At 67.8% G+C, this 20363-nt stretch carries 19 protein-coding genes, 1 tRNA gene and 1 pseudogene; 7 read left to right on the top strand and 14 right to left on the bottom strand.

All coding sequences use genetic code 11. The features are described 5' to 3' along the window. Positions 1-53: 53 nt before the first annotated feature. Both HMPREF2716_RS01390 and pobA read right to left on the bottom strand, forming a co-directional pair. Positions 54-1559 (bottom strand): MDR family MFS transporter, encoded by a 1506-nt coding sequence (locus HMPREF2716_RS01390; RefSeq protein WP_003137124.1) that lies wholly within the window; start codon positions 1557-1559, stop codon positions 54-56. 174 nt (positions 1560-1733) lie between these two features. After that, a complete protein-coding gene (pobA, locus tag HMPREF2716_RS01385; protein WP_003084095.1) occupies positions 1734-2918 on the bottom strand; it encodes a 4-hydroxybenzoate 3-monooxygenase in 1185 nt (394 codons plus the stop codon). A 177-nt stretch (positions 2919-3095) separates the two neighbouring features. Here pobA and HMPREF2716_RS01380 point away from each other — a divergent pair, with 177 nt between their 5' ends. Next, positions 3096-3962, top strand: coding sequence for a helix-turn-helix domain-containing protein (locus tag HMPREF2716_RS01380; RefSeq protein WP_004346791.1), 867 nt, complete (start codon positions 3096-3098; stop codon positions 3960-3962). On the opposite strand, the gene HMPREF2716_RS01375 is transcribed toward HMPREF2716_RS01380, so the two are convergent. The 9 genes and pseudogenes from HMPREF2716_RS01375 to HMPREF2716_RS01335 form a co-directional block, all read right to left on the bottom strand. Next, positions 3959-4405, bottom strand: a complete 447-nt coding sequence (locus tag HMPREF2716_RS01375) for a GNAT family N-acetyltransferase (protein WP_003084100.1) — start codon at positions 4403-4405, stop codon at positions 3959-3961. The two genes, HMPREF2716_RS01380 and HMPREF2716_RS01375, sit on opposite strands and share 4 nt — an antisense overlap. A 77-nt stretch (positions 4406-4482) precedes the next feature. Beyond that, positions 4483-4917: a CBS domain-containing protein gene (locus tag HMPREF2716_RS01370; RefSeq protein WP_003112686.1), complete on the bottom strand. Its 435-nt coding sequence runs from the start codon at positions 4915-4917 to the stop codon at positions 4483-4485. A gap of 154 nt (positions 4918-5071) precedes the next feature. Continuing rightward, positions 5072-5713 carry a suppressor of fused domain protein gene (locus HMPREF2716_RS01365; RefSeq protein ID WP_003161829.1) on the bottom strand — a complete coding sequence of 214 codons (642 nt, stop codon included), beginning with the start codon at positions 5711-5713 and terminating at the stop codon, positions 5072-5074. Positions 5714-5977: 264 nt separating this feature from the next. Next, a complete protein-coding gene (locus HMPREF2716_RS01360; RefSeq protein ID WP_003123838.1) occupies positions 5978-6265 on the bottom strand; it encodes a hypothetical protein in 288 nt (95 codons plus the stop codon). Between the two features lie 90 nt (positions 6266-6355). After that, positions 6356-6831 (bottom strand): annotated as a pseudogene (locus HMPREF2716_RS01355) (MarR family winged helix-turn-helix transcriptional regulator). Between the two features lie 40 nt (positions 6832-6871). Beyond that, a complete protein-coding gene (gene hudA, locus HMPREF2716_RS01350; RefSeq protein WP_003118119.1) occupies positions 6872-8362 on the bottom strand; it encodes a UbiD family decarboxylase HudA in 1491 nt (496 codons plus the stop codon). Between the two features lie 132 nt (positions 8363-8494). Further along, positions 8495-9181 carry a YoaK family protein gene (locus HMPREF2716_RS01345; RefSeq protein ID WP_003106170.1) on the bottom strand — a complete coding sequence of 229 codons (687 nt, stop codon included), beginning with the start codon at positions 9179-9181 and terminating at the stop codon, positions 8495-8497. 163 nt (positions 9182-9344) lie between these two features. Further along, positions 9345-10277 carry a hypothetical protein gene (locus tag HMPREF2716_RS01340; RefSeq protein WP_003106171.1) on the bottom strand — a complete coding sequence of 311 codons (933 nt, stop codon included), beginning with the start codon at positions 10275-10277 and terminating at the stop codon, positions 9345-9347. 251 nt (positions 10278-10528) lie between these two features. Further along, positions 10529-10605, bottom strand: a tRNA-Arg gene (locus tag HMPREF2716_RS01335). A 629-nt stretch (positions 10606-11234) separates the two neighbouring features. On the opposite strand from HMPREF2716_RS01335, the gene gabD reads away from it, so the two are divergent. The 3 genes from gabD to HMPREF2716_RS01315 all read left to right on the top strand — a co-directional run bounded on the left by gabD (position 11235) and on the right by HMPREF2716_RS01315 (position 15736). Beyond that, positions 11235-12686: an NADP-dependent succinate-semialdehyde dehydrogenase gene (gene gabD / locus HMPREF2716_RS01325; RefSeq protein ID WP_003106269.1), complete on the top strand. Its 1452-nt coding sequence runs from the start codon at positions 11235-11237 to the stop codon at positions 12684-12686. Positions 12687-12930: 244 nt separating this feature from the next. Continuing rightward, on the top strand, positions 12931-14211 hold the full coding sequence (gene gabT / locus HMPREF2716_RS01320) for a 4-aminobutyrate--2-oxoglutarate transaminase (RefSeq protein ID WP_070621781.1): 1281 nt from the start codon (positions 12931-12933) through the stop codon (positions 14209-14211). Between the two features lie 325 nt (positions 14212-14536). Beyond that, entirely contained in the window at positions 14537-15736 is a 1200-nt protein-coding gene (locus HMPREF2716_RS01315) for an HDOD domain-containing protein (RefSeq protein WP_033938289.1), read from the top strand. Positions 15737-15889: 153 nt separating this feature from the next. Here HMPREF2716_RS01315 and HMPREF2716_RS01310 read toward each other — a convergent pair whose 3' ends face one another. After that, complete coding sequence (locus HMPREF2716_RS01310) at positions 15890-17311, bottom strand: MocR-like pyridoxine biosynthesis transcription factor PdxR (RefSeq protein ID WP_003106262.1); 1422 nt, start codon at positions 17309-17311, stop codon at positions 15890-15892. Between the two features lie 126 nt (positions 17312-17437). Here HMPREF2716_RS01310 and HMPREF2716_RS01305 point away from each other — a divergent pair, with 126 nt between their 5' ends. From HMPREF2716_RS01305 to HMPREF2716_RS01295, 3 genes are read left to right on the top strand one after another with little or no spacing between them, the layout of a single operon-like run. After that, positions 17438-17875 carry a carboxymuconolactone decarboxylase family protein gene (locus HMPREF2716_RS01305; RefSeq protein WP_003106260.1) on the top strand — a complete coding sequence of 146 codons (438 nt, stop codon included), beginning with the start codon at positions 17438-17440 and terminating at the stop codon, positions 17873-17875. A gap of 11 nt (positions 17876-17886) precedes the next feature. Next, positions 17887-18294, top strand: coding sequence for a cupin domain-containing protein (locus tag HMPREF2716_RS01300; RefSeq protein WP_003118713.1), 408 nt, complete (start codon positions 17887-17889; stop codon positions 18292-18294). A gap of 33 nt (positions 18295-18327) precedes the next feature. Continuing rightward, complete coding sequence (locus tag HMPREF2716_RS01295; RefSeq protein WP_003106257.1) at positions 18328-18612, top strand: antibiotic biosynthesis monooxygenase family protein; 285 nt, start codon at positions 18328-18330, stop codon at positions 18610-18612. Here HMPREF2716_RS01295 and HMPREF2716_RS01290 read toward each other — a convergent pair. Beyond that, the gene (locus HMPREF2716_RS01290; RefSeq protein WP_003112928.1) at positions 18609-19541 is read right to left on the bottom strand and encodes a LysR family transcriptional regulator; all 933 of its coding nucleotides are present in this window, start codon (positions 19539-19541) and stop codon (positions 18609-18611) included. The genes HMPREF2716_RS01295 and HMPREF2716_RS01290 overlap by 4 nt on opposite strands. Before the next feature lie 49 nt (positions 19542-19590). Further along, a partial coding sequence (locus HMPREF2716_RS01285; RefSeq protein WP_139824986.1) for an MFS transporter occupies positions 19591-20363 on the bottom strand: 773 nt, incomplete at its 5' end.

Genomic DNA, 20363 nt, shown 5'->3' with positions numbered 1-20363 from the left:
TAAACCGGACGCCGTCGCCGACGGGACGAAAGCGTTCGATTATCGGCGTCCGCTCACTCGCCTGCCGTCGGTTGCGTCGCGCCGCGGCCGCGCAGGGTCATGTCGGGCAGTGCCGAGGCCACCGCCAGGCCGAGCAGCGCCACCGCCGCGTTGACCAGGAAGAGCACCTTGAAGGCATCCGCGAGGACATGCTGGAGGATCACCCGGGCCGGCCCGCTGGCGGCGTCCAGGCTGCTCAGCAGGGCGCTCTCGGAAAAGCCCTGGTCGAGCCCGCCGCCGATCCGCAGGTGCTTGAGCAGGGCCAGCAGGATCGCCGACATCAGCGCCACCCCGACCGCCCCGCCGAGGGAGCGGAACAACGTCGCGTTGCTGGTGGCGACGCCGATGTGGCGTTGCTCCACGGCGTTCTGCGCGGCCACCAGGCTGGTCGGGAACTGGGTACCGATGGCGATCCCGGTGAGCAGCATGCACAGCCCGGACAGCCAGTGGTCGCCGACCGGGACCAGGGCCAGGCCGGCGATGCCGCAGGGCAACAGGACGGCGCCGAGCAGGATCAGCGGCTTGTAGCGTCCCAGGCTGGCGGTCAGCCGCCCGCAGCAGTACGCGCCCAGCGGCAGACCCATGACCAGCGGCAGCAGATGCAGCGCGGCGCTGTCGGCGCCGGCGCCGGTAACGCTCTGGTAGCGCAGCGGTACCAGCACGGTCAGCGAGATGGCCTGGAAGCTGGCGAAGAACGCAACCAGCCAACTGAGGGTGGCGGCGCGGACGGCGAACAGTTGCATCGGCACCAGCGGTTCGCGGAAGCGCCGCTCCTGGGCGACGAACAGCAGCAGGGCGAGCGCCGCCAGGGCGAACAGGCCGAGCAGCGCAGGGTCGCTCCAGGCTGCGCCCTGGCCGATCTGGGTGATGGCCAGGAGCAGCGCGGTGAGGCCCACCACCATCAGCACGATGCCCAGGTAGTCGATCACCGGTTGCCGGCGCGGCACCGGCAGGCCGACCAGGGTTCGCCGCGAGATGGCCAGCGCGAGAAGGCCGATCGGCAGGTTGATCCAGAATACCCAGCGCCACGACAGGTACTCGGTGAGCAGGCCCCCGAGCACCGGGCCGGCGACGCTGGCGATGGCGTACATGCTGCTGAAGTAACCCTGGTAGCGGCCGCGCTCGCGCGGCGGGACGATGTCGCCGATGATCGCCTGGCTCACCGCCATCAGCCCGCCCGCGCCGACCCCTTGCAGCACTCGCGCCAGCACCAGTTGGCCCATGCTCTGCGCGAGCCCGCAAAGCAGCGAGGCGGCGGTGAACACGACGATGGCGAAGAGCATCAGACGGCGGCGGCCGTAGAGGTCGCCGAGCTTGCCGTAGATCGGCATCGATACGGTCATCGCCACCATGTAGGCCGAGATCACCCAGGCCAGCAGGTCGAGGTCGGCGAAGTCGGCCGAGATCGCCGGCAGGGAGACGGCGACGATGGTCTGGTCGAGGGCGCTGAGGAAGATCGACAGCATCAGGCCGGCGAGGACGGTACGGACGGCGGGCGGGTTCTGGGCGAGATCGGACAAGACGGCACCTGGGGCGGACGGAACGCGAAGGCAGCGGGCATCATACTGCGCCTGGGGTAGGACAGGTGCCGGGGAATATCGATCCGAGGGTCGTCTTTCGTCGATATTCGCCTGCGCCAACGTTGCGTGCCGCCTTGGGAATGGTGCCCCGGCGTTGCGCCGGGGTGGCGCGGCCTACTCGATTTCCTCGTAGGGCAGGCCGACATAGTTCTCGGCGATGGTCGCCAGGCCCGCCTCGGAGCCCAGGTAGTACTCCAGTTCGGTCTGCTGGATGCGCTGGCTGAACGCGTCGGTGTCGGGGAAGCGATGCAGCACCGAAGTCATCCACCAGGAGAAGCGTTCGGCCTTCCAGATCCGCCGCAGGCAGATTGCCGAGTAGCGTTCCAGCAGTTCGCCCCGCCCTTCGCGGTAGGCCTTCAGCAGCAGCCGGTAGAGCGTGCTGACGTCGCTGGCCGCCAGGTTCAGTCCCTTGGCGCCGGTGGGCGGCACGATGTGCGCGGCGTCGCCGGCGAGGAACAGCCGGCCATGCTGCATCGGCTCGACCACGAAGCTGCGCAGCGGCGCGATGCTCTTCTCCAGCGAAGGACCGGTCACCAGTTTCTCCGCCACCTCGGCCGGGAGGCGCGCCTTCAGTTCCGTCCAGAAGCGCTCGTCGGACCAGTCCTCGACCTTCTCTGTCAATGGCACCTGTACGTAGTAGCGGCTGCGGGTCGCCGAACGCTGGCTGCACAGGGCGAAGCCGCGCGGATGGTTGGCGTAGATCAGTTCGTGGCTGACCGGCGGGGTGTCGGCGAGCAGGCCGAGCCAGCCGAACGGATAGACCCGCTCGAAGACCTTCAGCCGCTCCGCCGGGATCGATTGCCGCGAGATGCCGTGGAAGCCATCGCAGCCGGCGATGTAGTCGCAATCCAGGCGCAGCCGTTCGCCGTCGCGTTCGAAGGTCACGTAGGGGCGCTCACCTTGCAGGTCGTGCAGGCGCACCTCGGCGGCCTGGTAGACGGTAGTGGCGCCGCAGGCTTCGCGGGCCTCCATGAGGTCGCGGGTGACCTCGGTCTGGCCGTAGACCGTCACCGTCTTGCCGCCGCTCAGGCGCTTCAGGTCGATGCGCCGGCGCTGCCCGGCGAAGGCGATCTCCACGCCTTCGTGGACCAGCCCGTCGCGCGCCATGCGCCGGTCGACGCCGGCCTCGCGCAGCAGGTCGACCATACCCTGTTCCAGCACGCCGGCGCGGATGCGGCCGAGCACGTAGTCCGGGGTCTGGCGTTCGAGGATCACGTTGTCGATGCCGGCCTTGTGCAGCAACTGGCCGAGCAGGAGGCCGGACGGACCGGCGCCGATGATGGCGACTTGAGTCTTCATTGCGGATAGCCCTCTCGCTGTTATGGCTGGCCGGCGGCGCATGCGCCGGCGCTGATCTTGTCTGGAGGTGGCTGTATTTTTGTTTGCCGTGGGGTGCTATAGAAGGCAAATTGCCGATCTATTTCTGGACTTTTATAAACTCTGTTCGGCAATCGGCCATTTCGCTCGGAGGGCTCGATGACGGATTCCATCCGCGACGTCCCGGTGTTCAAGCTCTACGGCGCGCCCCTCGAATGGCCGACCCCGGACCTGCTGCACTGCGAGTCGATCCCCGCCCGCAGTCGCCTGCACGACTGGGAGATCAAGCCGCACCGGCACGCCGATCTCGCTCAGTTGCTCTACGTGCGCAAGGGCTGGGCGCAGCTCCAGGTCGAGGGCGAGCCGACTCGCGTCGAGCAGCCTTCCATCCAGTTCGTACCGCCGTTGTGCATCCATGGCTTCCAGTTCTCCGAGCGCATCGACGGCTACGTACTGACACTCGCCGCACCGTTGCTGGCCCGCTTGCAGGCGCACCTCGGCGCGCAGCGCCAGGCGCTGGAAGCGCCGGGGCTGTACCCGGTGGGCGCGGACCGGCGCTATATCGACACGCTGTTCGACGCCATAGATGGCGAGTACGCCGGCGCTGCGCCGGCGCGCGAGCTGTTGTTGCAGTCGCTGATCGGCGTGCTGGCGGTGTGGCTGGGGCGGCAGGTGATGGTCCGGCGGGCGGAGGCACGGCCGGGTCGCGGTCAGGAATACCTATCGGCCTTTTCGCAACTGGTCGAGCGGCATTTCCGCGAGCACCTGGGAATCGACGAGTACGCGCGTCGCCTGGGCATCTCCCCGGCACACCTGAACGGCGTGGCGCGCCGCCTCAGCGGGCAGACCGCACTGGGCATCGTGCACCAGCGCCTGCTGCTGGAGGCCAAGCGCGACCTGGTCTACACGGCGATGACGGTGAACGAGATCGCCGACCGCCTCGGCTTCAGCGAGCCGGCCTACTTCACCCGTTTCTTCAAGCGCCTGAGCGGCGTCTCGCCGAGCGTTTTCCGCAAGGGCGACTAGTGTTCGCGGCGCAACTGGACGATCTCCAGCGCGCGCCCCTCGTCGTCGCGCGGGCGTCGGCCGCTCTCGACGAAGCCGCAGCGCGCGTAGAACCCCAGCGCCTCGCGGTTGGCGGCGTAGACCTCGACCTCCAGCGCGCCCTTCAGGGTTGCCGCGTGCTCCACCAGTTGCCGGCCGATCCCGCGCCCGTGGGCCGTCGGGGCGACGAACAGGCCGCCGATGAAGGCATCGAGCAGGCCGATGAAGCCCAGCGGCGTATCGCCGTCCAGCGCCAGCCAGGTTTCCGAGGCATCCAGATAATGATCGCGAACCAGTGCCTTCTGCTTCTGCAACTCGGCTTCGCCGAGGAAACCGTGGCCGACGCGCGAGGCCTCCAGCCAGATGGCGAGGGTGGCATCGCGGTCGGCGGGAATGTAGCGGCGGATCTTCGGCGGAGAGGACATGGCGGCGGCTCGCAACGGGAACAGCCGCGGATTATCGCGTGAGCCGGCGGGAAAAGGGCAGGGCCGGCATGTACGCTTCAGTCGCCGCGGATGTACTGTTCCAGTTGCTGGATCAGCTCGGCCTGCTCGGCGATCGCCGCCTTGACCAGGTCGCCGATGGACAGCAGGCCGAGCAACTGGCCGTCTTCCACGACCGGCAGGTGGCGCAGGTGGCGATCGGTCATCAGGTTCATGCAGGTGTCGACGCTCTGCTTCGAGTCCACGCTGACCACCGGCGCGCTCATGATCGCGCTGATCGGCGTACCGATGGACGAACGGCCCTTGAGGACCATCTTGCGCGCATAGTCGCGCTCGCTGACCACCCCTACCACCTCGCCATGGTTCACCACCAGCAGCGCGCCGATGTTCTTTTCCGCCATCAGGCGCAGGGCGTCGAGCACCATCTCGTCCGCCCCGATGGTGTACACCTGCTGGTTCTGCTTGGCGTTCAACAGTTGTGCCACGGTTTTCATACGCGCCCCTCCGGAGCCGTTCTCACGTCCAGCAAGAATCGTAGACGGCGAGCGGATCGGCAAGCGGGGAAAACGGCATCGAACCGATTGAAAAACGTCATCATCGCTTTCCCGACGAAGGTAGGGCCCGCGCTATTAGTCTTTCCCTGCGGGGCTAGTGCAGCACCCGTGCGAGCCCTTCCGGCGACTGGCCGGTGACGTAGCAATGGCGGTGCCGGTCGAGGCTGAGCGGGTGGCCGGCGTCGGTCAGCAGCCTGGCGATGCCCTCGAGGTGTTCCTTGACGTTCACCTGGTATTCCTGCTCGGTCAACGGCACGACCCACAGCAGGTCGACCGGATGCGCCGACAGGGCGAAGCCGTCGAACAGGGAGGCATCCTCCTCCAGCGGCGCCGGGAGGAGAAGGAAGTGCCGCAGCAGGCTCTGCTCGTAGAGCGGGAAGCCGAACGCCACCGCATGTCCATGTCCCAGGGCGAGGCGCTCGTGGAATGGCAGGCCGGCGAGCCATTGCAGGTGGCGCAGGTCATCGCCGCCCAGTTCGTCGAGATAGCAGATCAGCTCGGCGGACCAGCGCGCCTTGCCCATGTAGGGCGCGAAATGCATCGGTGCCTGGCTCATCCCGGCAGTGATCACCACATGGTGCGGCCGCCGGGTGCTTTCCAGGCGATAAGCGAAGACCGCCATTTCCGGCACCGCTACGCAGTGTCTCCAGAAGTCCCGGCAATCCAGGGTCATGGCGGGCGCACAACCGAAATGGGCGTCGTATTTCTCGCGCAGCCGGGCGATGTAGTCGTTCATCTTCGGTCCTCTGGACTTAGCGGGTGGGGCCGGACATGGGGCGCCGGGGGCGCGGCCGTTTCCATGCGAGGGCAGACCAGTGATGGCTGATCCTGGTTGCCGTTGGGTGACCAATGGAATGCGAACGGCGACTGCCGAGAAATCGGCTCGTTCCGAGAGAGGCGAGAGGCTTTCCTTCTTGGTGCGTAGGAAAGCGCTGAGGGCAGCTGAGGGTATCTGTCGGGAACGGAAAAAAGCCCGTCGGGAACGGGCGAAGAGGGAAGCTTACCAGGGCAGCGGGAAGTGGCCTTCCGCGCGCAGGTAGTCAGGATCGGGGGTGAACGGGTCGATCTTCTGCCGCTCGCTGCAACCCTGGCGTTCGCAGTCCCGCAGGCGCTGCAACGGCGAGCGGTCGTCGCGCTGGATGCGGATGCCTGTGACAGGCGCGCCTTCGGAAAGGCTGTAGCTGCGGCCGCTCTCGCAACCGGGCAGGGTCAGGCAAAGGCAGAGGAGCAGGGTGGTGTGCGGGTGTCGTGGCATTGCGGGTCGAATGGGCTTGCGAAGGCCGCCCATGCTATCAATCGGCCAGCAAATAGGGGCCGGATGGACAGTCCATGACCGGGATGAGAGTTGCTTCGCAAACCCGGAGATGCCCTCGAAAGGCTATTGCCTCACGCGGGAAAGCCCGTCGAAGGCCCGCAGCAACTTGCCCAGGACGAGGGTCAGCGCCTCTTCTTCCGGGCCGGCGCCGAGACCCGCCAGCAGCCTTTCGTCGAGCCCTGCGACCTGTGCCAGGGCCTGCTCGAACACCGCCTGTGCCGCGGGCTGCGGCGCACCAGCACGGCGCGCCCGTCGTCCGGATCCGGCAGGCGGCTGACCCAGCCGCGCCGCACCAGCCGTTCGATGGTCCGGCCCAGCGCAGTGCGGTCGGTCTGTGAGTGCTCGATGAGCACGCTCATCGGCACGTCACCGTCGAAGGCGTGGATGATCCGCAACGCACGCCATTCATGCAGCCCCAGTTCGAGAGGGGCAAGCAGGGCGGTGAGTTGCCGTTCGCGCTGGCGGACGATCTCCGTCATCAGGTACAGCGGGCCTTGGGGCAGCCCCAGTGCGTTCGTCTCGGTCATTGGCCCGGTCACCTTCCTCGATCCTCTTTCGCCAGGGCGGGGATTGTAGCGCTCAGGCGTCGCCGAATCCGTAGTCGCTCCAGCGTTCTTCGACTCGCCTGCGCAGCGCCGTCGGATAGGCGTGGCGGAACGACGCCGTAGCGGCACGCATTTGCCCGGCGAACTGTTCCGGGTACAGGCAGTTGATCACCAGCCGACCGCCGCTGCCTCGTGCCTTGTCCTCGGCATCGAGGTAGGGAACCATCGGGAAGTCACGGATCTGCGGGAAGGCGAAATGGTCGTGCAGCGGATGCGCGCGGGTCGCCAGCGCCCATACCACCTGGTCGATCTCGGTGACGTCGATGTCGTTGCCGACCAGGATCAGCTTCGGCACCAGGTGTCCGGCATGCGAGCCGAAGACGGTCTCGGCGACCCGTGCGGCGAAGGCCGCGGCGTCGGTGCCCAGGGCCGCCAGGCGCTGTACGTCGATCGACAGCACGGCCCAGCAGGTCGCCGCCTCGTAGGAGCACCAGACCATGTCCACCGGCAGTCCGGCGTTCTGCGCCACGTCCAGCAGTTGCGCGGAAATCATGGTGCCCCAGATGGTGTGGTTTTCCTCCGGTGGCGTGCCGGCGACGCAGATCGGCAGGATCGGCTGGTCGCGGAAGCTCAGCGCATGGACGTGGAACAGCGGCTGCGGCTTGCCGGTGGGGAAGGAATAGCCGTGGTATTCGCCCATCGGGCCTTCCAGCGCGGTTTCGTCGAGGCTGATCTCGCCCTCCAGGACGATCTCGGCATTGGCCGGAACCCACAGGCCGTTGGTCTGCGTGCGCACCACCTCCACCGGCTCGCCGACCAGGGCGCCTACGTAGCCGGCTTCGCTGACCCCCTCCGGCAACGGCATGCCGGCCGCCGCGAGTGCCGCCGGCGGTGCGCCGAGGGCCATCGCCCAGGGCGTTGGCTTGCCCTGGCGGCGCCACTGCTCGCGGATGATGCCGATGTGCTGGGTGGGAATGGTCGGACCCGCCAGGGTGTTGCGATCCACCAGCATCAGCCGGCCCACCGACCAGCTGTCCCAACTGCCGTCCGGCGTCTGTACCACGTGGAAACCGTAGGTGCCGAAATAGCGGCCGCCGTCCTGCTCATGGAGCAAGGGGACCGGGAAGCGGGTCAGGTCCACCTGCTCGCCGAGCCAGACGTTTTCCTGCACCGGCCCGCGCTCCAGCCGGCGCGGCGCGATCGGTTCCGCGCGCATCGCGGCGCGCAGCATGGCCACGATGTCCCGCGGCCCGCTGTGTTCCGGCAGGCCGAAATGCAGCGCCAGGCGCGAATGGGCGCGGGCCCTGTCGGCGCGCAGGCCGGCCGGCGCGCCCAGTACCCGCGCGCCGGGCAGGCTGTCGCGGATGTTGTGGAACAGCGGGGCGGGTGCGCGGCGTTCGTAGACCCGGCGGGTGATGGCGCCGATCTCCAGGTTGGCGTCGACCTCGGTGTGCACGTCCACCAGGTCACCCTGGCGACGCAGGTGGTCGACGAAGTGGCGGAAATCCAGGGCGCTGCGGTTCATCGGCTCGCCATTCCATATAAGTGCGTGTGCACGCATCCTATTGAATGGTTCCAGGCGAGGTCAAGAAGTGCTGCGCTCCGTTCCGGGATTCGTCGGGCCGTCGTGGCACGCGGCAAACCCCGCAGTGGCCGCTCAACGCACCATATAGTCCATCTGCCATGGCCGCGGAATCACCAGTGCCAGCAACGCGAGAAGAGCCGCCAGCGCTGCGCTCGCCGCCATCGCCGCGAGGCCCAGTTGCTGTTCCAGTAGGGCGCCGAGCACCGCGCCGACGCACATGCCGCTCCAGGGCACCAGTTGCACCCGCCAGCCGTTGCGCCGCTCGCCCAGCAGCCAGCGGCCGAGGCCGCGGCCGAAGCGGGAGAGGGCGCCGGTGACGTAGGTCAGGCCGATGGGCAGGCCGTTGACCTGCTCGACCACGGCGTTGAGCATGCCCATGGCGAGGATCGCGGCGACCAGCGCCGGCACGTTCCAGTCGAATGGCCAGACCGCCGACAACGCCAGCAGCATCGCGCAGCAGACCAGGATCGGCGCCGCCCGGCGCCCGCTGAAGCGCGCCAGTATCACTCCCAGCGCGTTGCCGACGACGAAACTGGCCAGGGCGACGCTCAGCCGCACCAGCCCGCCGAAGTCGCCCTCGCCCAGCGATACCGCCAGGCGCGTGGTGTTGCCGCTCATGAAGGAAACGAAGTCGCCGGTGGCGAGGAAACCGATGGCGTCGGTCATGCCTGCCAGTACCGACAGCCCGGCCACCAGGCCGAGCCCGACACGCCCGCGCGTCCGCCGCAAACGAAGGCGCCGCGCGCTGCTACCCACCATGCTGTCTGGAAGCATCCGGAGAAACCACCCGCAGGAAGAGAAGGTCCGCCCCAGTGCGGACTCCCGATCTTAAGGCTCTCCCCAGGGAAAAGGCCAGGGGCGAGGCGGAGCGTCTGGGGCCGAAGATCCTGGTCAATCGGCAATGACAGTGCGGGGCGGGGCCTCAGATATCGAATACCGGTACCTGGTTTCCACCCAGTACCTCGATCTTGTCGGTCCGGTAGACCACCATCGCCTTGCTGCAGGTCACCGTGGAACGACCCTCTTTGCTGGCATTGAGATACACCGTGCCCTTGCCGGCGTAGACCGCTCTCGCGTTGGCGGCGATGCGCAGCTCGAGGGCCGCCGCTTCTCCGTCCTCGTCCCCGGCGAAGTCGCACCCGTAGAGGGCGATGGCCAGTTCCTTGCCGAACAGTTCGAGAAGGGTCGCACCAAAGGCCTGGGGCTCGACGAACTGCTTGCCCTGGACACGCCGGGCCATGACGTCCGCGGTGCTCTCGCCGTGGGGGTTGCCCAGCCAGAGTTGGCCAGCCGTGCCGTGGGTGGCGATGAGGATCGTATCGATGAAGTACTGTTCGCCGCTCTCCGCGGCAACCTTGCCTAGATCCCGAACCAACTGGGCGTAGTTGGTATCTGCCTTGATCGCGAAGGCCGGCTTGTAGAGCTTGTTCCGCGCATAGGCGACGACCGCCTCCGCGAAGGCGCTGCCGGAGTCGCCTCTCCGGATCTCCTGCTGGAAGTCGTGGTAGATGACCAGGACCGCCCCTTTCCTGACCGGGCCGCTGAGCCCTCCCTTGACGATGTCGAGGGCGAAACGGAAATTGGCGCTGAGCACCTGGGACGCATGGGTAGGAAAGGTATCCGTATCGGTCAGCAGTTCTACTTCGGTACCGACCAGCACCTCCTTTCGTTCGTCGCCCTCCGCCCAGGGCGTGTCGTCCACATCCGTTCCGTAGATCCTTGCGTCCAGGTCGACCTCGACGAGCGTACTCACTGTGAAGGGCACCAGAAGCTCTTCCGGGCCGAGTCGATTCTTGACCACGGCGCCCTTGCCTTGCTTGGCGATTTTCGTGACTACGCCATGCCATGAGCGCATCCTGTTGCTCCTGTGGGAGTCCTGGTAGGAACGGCATCCGAGCATGCAGAACTATAGACGTGAAACGGCCAGCCCCGAGGAACTATCCGCCGATCGACCCTCCATCTGGCCCCGGCATTGAGTGCCATTCCCGGCCGGACAGGATCGGTTGCTCTGGTCTCGCGGCGAGGGACAGGCGCTGCTCGGCGGAGCGGGTGGCGGTGAGGCAGGTCTGAAAGCAAAAAGCCCGCACAAGGCGGGCTTCTGGAAGATGGCGCATCCGGCGGGATTCGAACCCACGACCCCTGCCTTCGGAGGGCAGTACTCTATCCAGCTGAGCTACGGATGCAGCGCCGCGGCTCGCGCGGCAGGCCGCAATCATACGCATCTCGTCGGCGGGAGTCCATTCCATGTGCGTACGTTCGTGATTTCGAACGAAAACGACCGTCCGTCGAGGATGTGCTCAGCAAAGCAGCAGAATTTTCCGACTTTCGTTGATTTTATCGAACGGGGTATTGCCCTTTGTCAGTGGTGGCCCTAGGATTCGTTTGAGATTTCAAACGCCCCCAAAGCCACAACAACAGGAGACCGGGGAATTGGCATCAGTTCAGCCGGCCGCGTGCCCCTGGAATGACCTCTTTCTGACCTGCCCGTCGCTCGTCCGGCCTTTCGCGCTGCCGGGCCGCCGTGGTGCCGGCGTGGCGTTTCGTCCGCAATCCCTTTCCCGCACGAGTCTTTCGTATCCTCCCCGACGCCTGTCGGCGGTCGCGTTCGTCCGCGTCCGCCCGTTGCGCACGGTGGCCGGCCGGTAACGGCGACGCCGCTGGCACAGGGCGCAGGAAATGGAACACCGGGGCGCTGGCCCTTTCGAATAACCAGCAGGCAACACTTTCCGGTTACAACCGAACCAGACAACCAGGCACGCGGGGTAGTCGAGGTAGACCCGCTGCTCACGGCATTCCTCGAAGGAGACAGGTCATGCAACTCAAAGATGCCAAGCTGTTCCGTCAACAAGCCTACGTCGATGGCGCCTGGGTGGATGCCGACAACGGCCAGACCATCAAGGTGAACAACCCGGCCACCGGCGAGATCATCGGCAGCGTGCCGAAGATGGGCGCCGCCGAGACCCGCCGCGCCATCGAGGCTGCCGACAAGGCCCTGCCGGCCTGGCGCGCGCTGACCGCCAAGGAGCGCGCCAACAAGCTGCGCCGCTGGTTCGACCTGATGATCGAGAACCAGGACGACCTGGCCCGCCTGATGACCATCGAGCAGGGCAAGCCGCTGGCCGAGGCCAAGGGCGAGATCGCCTACGCCGCCTCCTTCCTCGAATGGTTCGGCGAAGAAGCCAAGCGCATCTATGGCGACACCATTCCCGGCCACCAGCCGGACAAGCGCATCATCGTGATCAAGCAGCCGATCGGCGTGACCGCGGCCATCACGCCGTGGAACTTCCCCTCGGCGATGATCACCCGCAAGGCGGGCCCGGCCCTGGCCGCCGGCTGCACCATGGTGCTCAAGCCTGCTTCGCAGACCCCGTATTCCGCCCTGGCCCTGGCCGAACTGGCAGAGCGCGCCGGCATTCCGAAGGGCGTGTTCAGCGTGGTCACCGGTAGCGCCGGCGAAGTCGGCGGCGAGCTGACCAGCAACCCGATCGTGCGCAAGCTGACCTTCACCGGTTCCACCGAAATCGGCCGCCAACTGATGGCCGAGTGCGCCCAGGACATCAAGAAGGTGTCCCTGGAGCTGGGCGGCAACGCGCCGTTCATCGTGTTCGACGACGCCGACCTGGACGCCGCCGTCGAGGGCGCGCTGATTTCCAAGTACCGCAATAACGGCCAGACCTGCGTCTGCGCCAACCGCCTGTACGTGCAGGACGGCGTGTACGACGCCTTCGTCGACAAGCTGAAGGCCGCCGTGGCCAAGCTGAACATCGGCAACGGCCTGGAAGCCGGCGTGACCACCGGTCCGCTGATCGACGCCAAGGCCGTGGCCAAGGTCGAGGAACACATCGCCGACGCGGTCTCCAAGGGCGCCAAGGTGGTTTCCGGCGGCAAGCCGCACGCCCTCGGCGGCACCTTCTTCGAGCCGACCATCCTGGTCGACGTGCCGAAGAACGCCCTGGTGTCCAAGGACGAGACCTTCGGCCCGCTGGCGCCGGTGTTCCGCTTCAAGGACGAGGCCGAGGTCATCGCCATGTCCAACGACACCGAGTTCGGCCTGGCGTCCTACTTCTACGCCCGCGACCTGGCCCGCGTGTTCCGCGTCGCCGAGCAACTGGAGTACGGCATGGTCGGCATCAACACCGGCCTGATCTCCAACGAAGTGGCGCCGTTCGGCGGCATCAAGGCCTCGGGCCTGGGCCGCGAAGGTTCCAAGTACGGGATCGAGGACTACCTCGAGATCAAGTACCTCTGCCTGGGCGGTATCTGAGCCCGGCGAGGAACGCATCCGGAGGGGCCGGACGGCAGGCAAGAGCTGCGCCGTCCGGTGTCGACGTTGCCGGTGGTGGCACCGGACGAACCGGGAGACGCGGTCGCCGATCGCGAAGCGGCTCCGAGCCCTGGCGGGCCTGCAAGTCCCGAGGCAGTCGATCATCGCATGCTGCCTTGGGGAGCTTCCTTCCCGCCTTCATCCTTTGACCCGGCCGACCCGATGAGCGGCCACTGAGGAAGCCATGAGCAAGACCAACGAATCCCTGCTGAAGCGTCGCCAGGCCGCGGTACCCCGCGGCGTGGGCCAGATCCACCCGGTCGTCGCCGAGCGCGCCGAGAACTCCACCGTCTGGGACGTGGAAGGCCGCGAGTACATCGACTTCGCCGGCGGCATCGCCGTGCTGAACACCGGCCACCTGCATCCGAAGGTGATCGCCGCGGTCCAAGAGCAACTGGGCAAGCTGTCCCACACCTGCTTCCAGGTGCTGGCCTACGAACCCTACATCGAGCTGGCCGAGGAAATCGCCAAGCGCGTGCCGGGCGACTTCCCGAAGAAGACCCTGCTGGTCACCTCCGGCTCCGAAGCCGTGGAGAACGCCGTCAAGATCGCCCGCGCCGCCACCGGCCGCGCTGGCGTGATCGCCTTCACCGGCGCGTACCACGGCCGCACCATGATGACCCTGGGCCTGACCGGCAAGGTGGTCCCGTACTCCGCCGGCATGGGCCTGATGCCGGGCGGCATCTTCCGCGCCCTGGCGCCCTGCGAGCTGCACGGCGTGAGCGAGGACGACTCCATCGCCAGCATCGAGCGCATCTTCAAGAACGATGCCCAGCCCCAGGACATCGCCGCGATCATCATCGAGCCGGTGCAGGGCGAGGGTGGCTTCTACGTCAACTCCAAGTCCTTCATGCAGCGCCTGCGCACCCTGTGCGACCAGCACGGCATCCTGCTGATCGCCGACGAAGTGCAGACCGGCGCCGGCCGTACCGGCACCTTCTTCGCTACCGAGCAACTGGGCATCGTTCCTGACCTGACCACCTTCGCCAAGTCGGTCGGCGGCGGCTTCCCGATCTCCGGCGTGGCCGGCAAGGCCGAGATCATGGACGCCATCGCGCCCGGCGGCCTGGGCGGCACCTATGCCGGCAGCCCGATCGCCTGCGCCGCGGCACTGGCCGTGCTGAAGGTGTTCGAGGAAGAGAAGCTGCTGGAACGTTCGCAAGCCGTCGGCGAGCGCCTCAAGGCCGGCCTGCGCGAGATCCAGGCCAAGCACAAGGTGATCGGCGACGTTCGTGGCCTGGGTTCGATGGTGGCCATCGAGCTGTTCGAGGGCGGCGATACCCACAAGCCGGCCGCCGAGCTGGTCAGCAAGATCGTCGTCCGTGCGCGCGAGAAGGGCCTGATCCTGCTCTCCTGCGGCACCTACTACAACGTCATCCGCTTCCTCATGCCCGTCACCATCCCCGACGCGCAACTGGAGAAGGGCCTGGCCATCCTGGCCGAGTGCTTCGACGAACTCGCTTAAGCTTCACCGGCAAAGCGATACCCCCGAGGCCCGCGCGTCCGCGCGGGCCTTTCTTTCAGAGGCTTCACGGAAACGGAAGCCTCTTTTTTCTGCCAGGGTTTTCCGCGAAACGCCCGACGAACGGTTTTCGCCTGTTACCCTTGGGCGCCTGGCGCATACGAATCCTCCCGCATTCCTCCGGTCGTTCCGTTCGTGGCGATTAGGACAGGTCCTAGAGGCGCACCGTGTTCGTCCGTCATACCCTTGTGTGCCCGCGGGCCGTGTCGTGCCCGCCTGTCATGCCTGGTGCGTCCCGCTCGGTTCGCCAGGTTCGAAGAGGAACGCCATGAGTGCCGCGAAAAAGGCCCCCGTCATCCTGATTGCCGACCCGGACCCCTGGAGTCGCGACTTGCTTGGCCAACTGGTCCTCGGCGTGCGTTGCGATGCCCGGCTGGTCCTCTGCGGCGATGGCGGAGAAGCGCTGGCGCATTGCCGGCGCCGGCGCTTCGCGTTGATCCTGGCCGAGCTGAACCTGCCGCAGGTGGATGGCTTCGAGCTGCTGCGCGAAGCGCGCCTGCGCCGCTCGGTCGCCGAGCAGCCGTTCATCCTGATCAGCGACCGCGCCGACCAGGCCAGCGTGCGCGCCGCCGTGGCACTGGCGCCGACCGCCTACCTGGTGAAGCCGTTCCAGGCCGAGAACCTGATGCAACGCCTGCGAGGGTTGTTGCTGAAGGGCGACGAGGTGGTCGCCTGTCCGCTGCCGGAGCGGGACGCGGGCGAGAACCTGGAGGCTTTCCTCGAACGTGCGCGCGACTCCGCGGAGGGGGCGCCGTTGCTGGCCGACGTGCGTGCCGCCAGCGATCGTTGCCTGAGCGCCGAGGAGCATCCGCTGCGCGTGCTGGAGGATGAGTTCGGTCGCGACCCGCAGATCACCGCTGGCCTGATCGCCGCCGCCAACAGCGCCGCCCGGCACGTCGGTCCGGCCTGCCAGACCCTGGGCCAGGCCCTGCGGCGGCTGGGACTCGGGCACAGCCTGAACCTGGTGCTCGGTTTCAGCCTGCAGCGGGCCATCCAGCTCGGCGAGCCGCTACTGGCCGAGCGCGCCATGCACTTCTGGGATCTTTCGCAACGTTGCGCGGACATCGCTTGGGAACTGGCCGACGCCCTCGGCGCGGACGTCGAGCGCTGCTATACCGCAGGGCTGCTGCATCGCCTGGGCGACCTGGCGCTGCTGCGGACATTGCAGGATTGGTGCGATGGCGGCGGCGCGCTGGACGAGGCGCGCCTCGACGAGCTGCTGGGGCGTTTCGGCGCCAGCTTCGGCTCGGCCCTGCGGGCGCGTTGGCGGCTGCCGCTGGAGCTGCGCCGGCTGATCGCTGCGGCGTACCAGTTCGGTGGCGTGCTTTCCCGCGAAGAGCTGATCCTCAGCCTGGCGACCCAGGCCGCCAGCCTGCCCGAGGACGACGCGGAGCAACTGGCCGAGAGCAAGGCTGCCCGCATGCTCGGGCTGGACGGCGAACGACTGGCGAAACTGCTGCAGTCCTGAGCCGTCCTCGCCGGGCCTTTGTCCCATAGGGCGGATAACGCGGCGCGTCATGCGCCGCTGGGCATGGGCGCGGTTGCAATCGAGCCTCTTGCCGGGGAGATCGGCTCCTACGCACGCCGCCGAGTTGCCGGCCGTGGATGGGCGGGAGCGAGCCTAGCGCCGCAGCTCGGCGCGCAACAGGTCCAGCGCCGGGTCGATGTCGTCCCGTTCGATGCAGCCGAAGCCGAAGAGGAAGCCGGCCTGTGCCGGGGTTTCCGCGTAGAAGGGCGGCAGGGTGCCGACCTCCAGGCCTTGCTGGCGCAAATGACGGGCGATGCGCAGCACATCCAGCGGTTCGCGACAGCGCGCCGCGAGGTGGATCCCGGCCACCGCCGGCAGCGCTTCGAGCCAGGGGCTCAGGTCGCCGTGCAGGCGTTCCAGCAGGCGTCCGCGACGCTGGGCGTATTCGCGTTGCAGGCGGCGCGTATGGCGGGCGAAGTCGCCGCGCTGGATGAACAGCGCGAGGGCGCGTTGCTGCAAGGTCTCGCTGTGCCGGTCGACCAGCTTGCGCGCCGCCAGCACCGCTTCGCGCAGGCTTGCCGGCGGCAGCAGGTAGCCGAGGCGCAGCTCGGGGAAGAGGGTCTTGGAAAAGGTCCCGAGGTAGGCCACCTGGCCGTTCCGGTCGAGGCTGCGCAGCGACTCCAGCGAACGCCCGTCGAAGCGGTACTCGCTGTCGTAGTCGTCCTCGATGATCAGCGCCCGGTGGCGCTGCGCCCAGTCCAGCAACTGCAGGCGCCGCTCCAGGCTCATCGGCATGCCCAGCGGGAACTGGTGCGACGGGGTGACGTAGACCAGCTTGGCGTTGTCCGGCAGCAGGTCGACGCGCAGCCCCTCGGCGTCCACCGGCACTCCGCGCACCTCGGCGCCGGTGGCCAGCAGGCTGGCGCGGGCCGGCGGATAACCGGGTTCCTCGACCACCGCCAGGTCGCCGGGGTCGAGCATCACCCGGGCCAGCAGGTCGAGTCCCTGCTGGGCGCCCTGGGTGACCATCAGGGCGTTCCAGTCGCACTGCACGGCGCGGTTGATCGCCAGGTAGCGGGAGATCGCCAGGCGCAGCTCGGGGTCGCCTTCGGTTTCCTTGTAGAACGCCGGCGAGCGCTGTTGCAGGCGTAGCGCCTGGAGCACGCAGGTACGCCAGGTATCGAAGGGAAAGCGGCGCTTGTCGGTCGTGCCGCCGGCGAAGCTGTAGCGGAGCGGTGCTCGCTGGTCCATCAGACCGGACTGCGGTTCGATGCGTGCCCAGCGCGCGGCCGGCCGCAACGGACCGTCGGCGCGCTGCGGCGGCGCTTCCCCGGCGGGCCCGCGGGCGACGAAGGTGCCGCTGCCGACCCGGCCTTCGAGGAAGCCCTCGCTGGCGAGGCGCTCGTAGGCTTCGCTGACGGTCTTGCGCGACACTTCCAGGCGTTCGGCGAGGTAGCGCGTGGCTGGCAGGCGATCGCCGGTGGCCAGGCGACCATGGAGGATCGCGTCGCGCAGCTGGCGATAGAGCTGGCCGACCAGGTCGTGGCGGCCGTCGAGGATCAGTTGCAGTTCCATGGCGAAATTGGCTACCTGGTATTTCTGGTAATTGGCTCTTCGTGGAAGCCAAAGGCAGGCTTAGTGTTACCCCATGCCGCGCCGCTTTCCACTCTCGCGGCTGCCAATCAGCCAAGGAGATTCGCCATGACCACCCGCCTCGAATGGGCCAAAGCCTCCCCCGACGCCTATGCCGCCATGCTCGGCCTGGAAAAGGCCCTGGCCAAGGCCGGCCTGGAGCGCCCGTTGATCGAACTGGTCTACCTGCGCACTTCGCAGATCAACGGTTGCGCCTACTGCGTGAACATGCATGCCAACGACGCGCGCAAGGCCGGCGAGACCGAGCAGCGTCTGCAAGCGCTCTGCGTCTGGCAGGAAACCCCCTACTTCACCCCACGCGAGCGCGCTGCCCTGGCCTGGACCGAGCAACTCGCCCGCCTCAGCCAGGGGGCGTTGCCGCACGGCCTGCTCGACGAACTGCGCGAGCACTTCGACGACAAGGAGATCGCCGAACTGACCCTGGCGGTCTCGGCCATCAACGCCTGGAACCGCTTCGGCGTCGGCATGGGCATGCAACCGGAATGAGGTGGACGGCGATGAAGGCCAATCGATCGATCGCCTGCCTGCTGCTCGCCGCGCTGCCGACGCTGGCCAGCGCCCATGTTGCGGAGAAGGTGGAAACCCTGCACGACCAGGCCCTGGCCGAGATTCCCGGCCATCGTGGGTTGATGCTGACGGTGTCGTTCAAGCCCGGCCAGGTCTCCGCGCCCCATGTGCATCCCGGCTCGGTGTTCGTCTACGTGCTCGAAGGCACCGTGCAGACGCAACTGGAAGGCGGCCCGGTGGAGACCTACACGGTGGGCCAGAGCTGGTACGAGCCGGCGAACGTGCCGCACCTGCTGGCACGCAATCCCGATCCGATGAAGCCGGCCAAGTTGCTGGTCTGGGAGTTGCTCAAGGAGGGCGACCCGATCCTCAAGCCACTGGAACGCGGCGCCCACTGAGGTGTCGCTCGTTCGCCCGGAGGAGCGTCCGTCATGAGCGCCAGCCAGGTAATCCGTATTCGCGCGCGCAATGGTCAGTCGGAACGGCTTGGCCTGCGCCTGCAACAACTGGTCGAACCGGGGCTGGAGGCGCCGGGTTGCCTGGAGTACCAGGTGCGCAGGGACGCCCTCGAGCCGGATCTCTGGCTGGTGTGCAGCCAGTGGCGGGAAGCGCAGCAGATGTTCGACTACCTGGCCGGCGGCATCCAGCAGGTATTCGCCGAAGTGCTCTGGCGCTCCCTGGCGGCGAGCCTCGAAGTGCAGGATGACGCAGGCTAGAGCAAACCCAGCTCGGCGCAGACGATCAGTACCTGCTCGCGCAGCCAGAGGTTCGCCGGGTCCTGCTCGGCGGCGCGGCTCCATGACAGGTGCAGGGCGAACGGCGGCAGCCCGGGCGGTGCGAGGCAGGCGTGATGGCGGCCATCGTCGAGCAGTGCATGGATACGCCGTGGCAGCATCAGCACGAAGTCGCTGCCCGACAGCAGTTGCAGGGCGGCGACGTAGCTGTTGGCGCGCGCGGCGACCTCGCGGCTGCGGCCCTGGCGTCGCAGCCACGTGTCCACCAGGTTGGCGTTGCTGGCGTCGAGCGGGGTCGGGAAGACGAAGCGGCGCCTGCAGAACTCGTCCAGTTCCAGGCGCTCGTGGCGCGGCTGGGCACGATCCTGTACGCAGAGCAGCTCGTCGCTGAACAGGGCGAGCGCCTGTAGCTCCGGTGCCGGTCGGTGGTACTCGGGACCGAAGTCGAAGACCAGGTCGACCTGGCCGTCGAGCAATGCTTCGGTGGGCAGTTCGGGACCCAGGCGGCGGATGTCCAGGCCGATCCTCGGGCCGTTGGCGGCGAGCCGTCGCAGGAGTGCCGGAAGGATCAGCAGCTCGACGTATTCCGGCGCGCAGAGGGTAAAGGTCCGCGGCTCGCCACGCGGGTCGAAGCTGCCCTGGGCGGCGTGACAGGCGTTGATGCGGGCGAGCATTTCCTCCACGTGGGGCAGCATGGCGCGACTCTTGTGGGTCGGCTGCATGCCGCCGCGGGTGGCGATGAACAGCTCGTCGTCGAAGGCCTGGCGCAGCTTCTTCAGGCAGTAGCTGACCGTCGACGGACTGAGGTTCAGGTGTTCGGCGACCTCGACGAGGTTCTGTCGTTGGTGGACCTGGAGGAAGACCAGCAGGTCCTGCATGTCGACCTTGCGCAGGCCGTTGGCGATCAGCATCGGGGCGTCCTGACGGCGTCGGGAGCGCCATCAGAACCCGTCCCTTTCCTCAGCGCAAGCTTTCGGCGCCGACACCTCGCGCCTGCCGCTCGGCGAACAGTGCCGCATAGCGCCGCGGGTCGAAGCGCAGGCCCAGTCCCAGCAGCAGCGCCGCCACCGTGGCCAGCCCGAGCCAGGCGCCGGTGAAGCTGCCGAGGCTGTCGCGCAGCAGCCCGGCGATCCATGGCGAGACCCCGGCGATCAGGTAGCCGGCGCCTTGTACCAGGGCAGCCAGTTGACCGGCGCGTTGCGGCGCGTCGAAGTGGTCGAGGCAGACGATCAAGCCCATGGGGAACAGCCCGCCGATGCCCAGTCCCAGACACAGCGCCCAGAGCAGCGGCAGGCTGGCCGGCGCCCAGGCGAGGCCGAGGAAGCCGGCCAGCATCAGCGCCGTTAGCCCGACCAGCACCGGGCGGCGATCCCGCGAGCGGCTGGCCAGGGCCGGCGCGAGCAACCCGGAGAGCACCTCCATGGCCGTCAGGAAACCGAGCAGCAGCCCGGATTCCTGGGCGCTCCAGCCCTGCTCCAGGTAATAGGGCGCGAGCCAGGCCAGCACGCAGGTGTAGCAGGCCGTGCCGAGGCCGAAGAACAGGACCAGCAGCCAGGTCCGCGGATAGCGCAGGAGGCTCCTGCCCGGCTGCGCGTCGGGCAGGCGCAGGCGGGTGCCGGGTTGCAGCCACCAGGCCAGCAGCGCGAGCGCGGCGAGCGCCGCCCAGGCACCGAGGCCGAGCCGCCAGCCGGCGTGCTCCGCCAGGGTCGGCGCGGCGCTGGCGGACAGCGCCG

Source organism: Pseudomonas sp. HMSC076A11, assembly GCF_001810205.1.
GTDB classification, from domain to species: Bacteria; Pseudomonadota; Gammaproteobacteria; order Pseudomonadales; family Pseudomonadaceae; genus Pseudomonas; species Pseudomonas aeruginosa.
This window is presented reverse-complemented; position numbering and strand designations above follow the sequence as displayed.

Excerpts from the sequence above, each read along its gene's own strand:
- HMPREF2716_RS01315 (WP_033938289.1), top strand. The coding sequence starts at position 14,537 with ATGAGTGCCGCGAAAAAGGCCCCCGTCATCCTGATTGCCGACCCGGAC.
- HMPREF2716_RS01305 (WP_003106260.1), top strand. The coding sequence starts at position 17,438 with ATGACCACCCGCCTCGAATGGGCCAAAGCCTCCCCCGACGCCTATGCC.
- gabT (WP_070621781.1), top strand. The coding sequence starts at position 12,931 with ATGAGCAAGACCAACGAATCCCTGCTGAAGCGTCGCCAGGCCGCGGTA.
- gabD (WP_003106269.1), top strand. The coding sequence starts at position 11,235 with ATGCAACTCAAAGATGCCAAGCTGTTCCGTCAACAAGCCTACGTCGAT.
- HMPREF2716_RS01380 (WP_004346791.1), top strand. The coding sequence starts at position 3,096 with ATGACGGATTCCATCCGCGACGTCCCGGTGTTCAAGCTCTACGGCGCG.
- HMPREF2716_RS01295 (WP_003106257.1), top strand. The coding sequence starts at position 18,328 with ATGAGCGCCAGCCAGGTAATCCGTATTCGCGCGCGCAATGGTCAGTCG.
- HMPREF2716_RS01375 (WP_003084100.1), bottom strand. The coding sequence starts at position 4,405 with ATGTCCTCTCCGCCGAAGATCCGCCGCTACATTCCCGCCGACCGCGAT.
- HMPREF2716_RS01340 (WP_003106171.1), bottom strand. The coding sequence starts at position 10,277 with ATGCGCTCATGGCATGGCGTAGTCACGAAAATCGCCAAGCAAGGCAAG.
- HMPREF2716_RS01360 (WP_003123838.1), bottom strand. The coding sequence starts at position 6,265 with ATGGGCGGCCTTCGCAAGCCCATTCGACCCGCAATGCCACGACACCCG.
- HMPREF2716_RS01300 (WP_003118713.1), top strand. The coding sequence starts at position 17,887 with ATGAAGGCCAATCGATCGATCGCCTGCCTGCTGCTCGCCGCGCTGCCG.
- HMPREF2716_RS01345 (WP_003106170.1), bottom strand. The coding sequence starts at position 9,181 with ATGGTGGGTAGCAGCGCGCGGCGCCTTCGTTTGCGGCGGACGCGCGGG.
- HMPREF2716_RS01365 (WP_003161829.1), bottom strand. The coding sequence starts at position 5,713 with ATGAACGACTACATCGCCCGGCTGCGCGAGAAATACGACGCCCATTTC.
- pobA (WP_003084095.1), bottom strand. The coding sequence starts at position 2,918 with ATGAAGACTCAAGTCGCCATCATCGGCGCCGGTCCGTCCGGCCTCCTG.
- hudA (WP_003118119.1), bottom strand. The coding sequence starts at position 8,362 with ATGAACCGCAGCGCCCTGGATTTCCGCCACTTCGTCGACCACCTGCGT.
- HMPREF2716_RS01290 (WP_003112928.1), bottom strand. The coding sequence starts at position 19,541 with ATGCTGATCGCCAACGGCCTGCGCAAGGTCGACATGCAGGACCTGCTG.
- HMPREF2716_RS01370 (WP_003112686.1), bottom strand. The coding sequence starts at position 4,917 with ATGAAAACCGTGGCACAACTGTTGAACGCCAAGCAGAACCAGCAGGTG.
- HMPREF2716_RS01310 (WP_003106262.1), bottom strand. The coding sequence starts at position 17,311 with ATGGAACTGCAACTGATCCTCGACGGCCGCCACGACCTGGTCGGCCAG.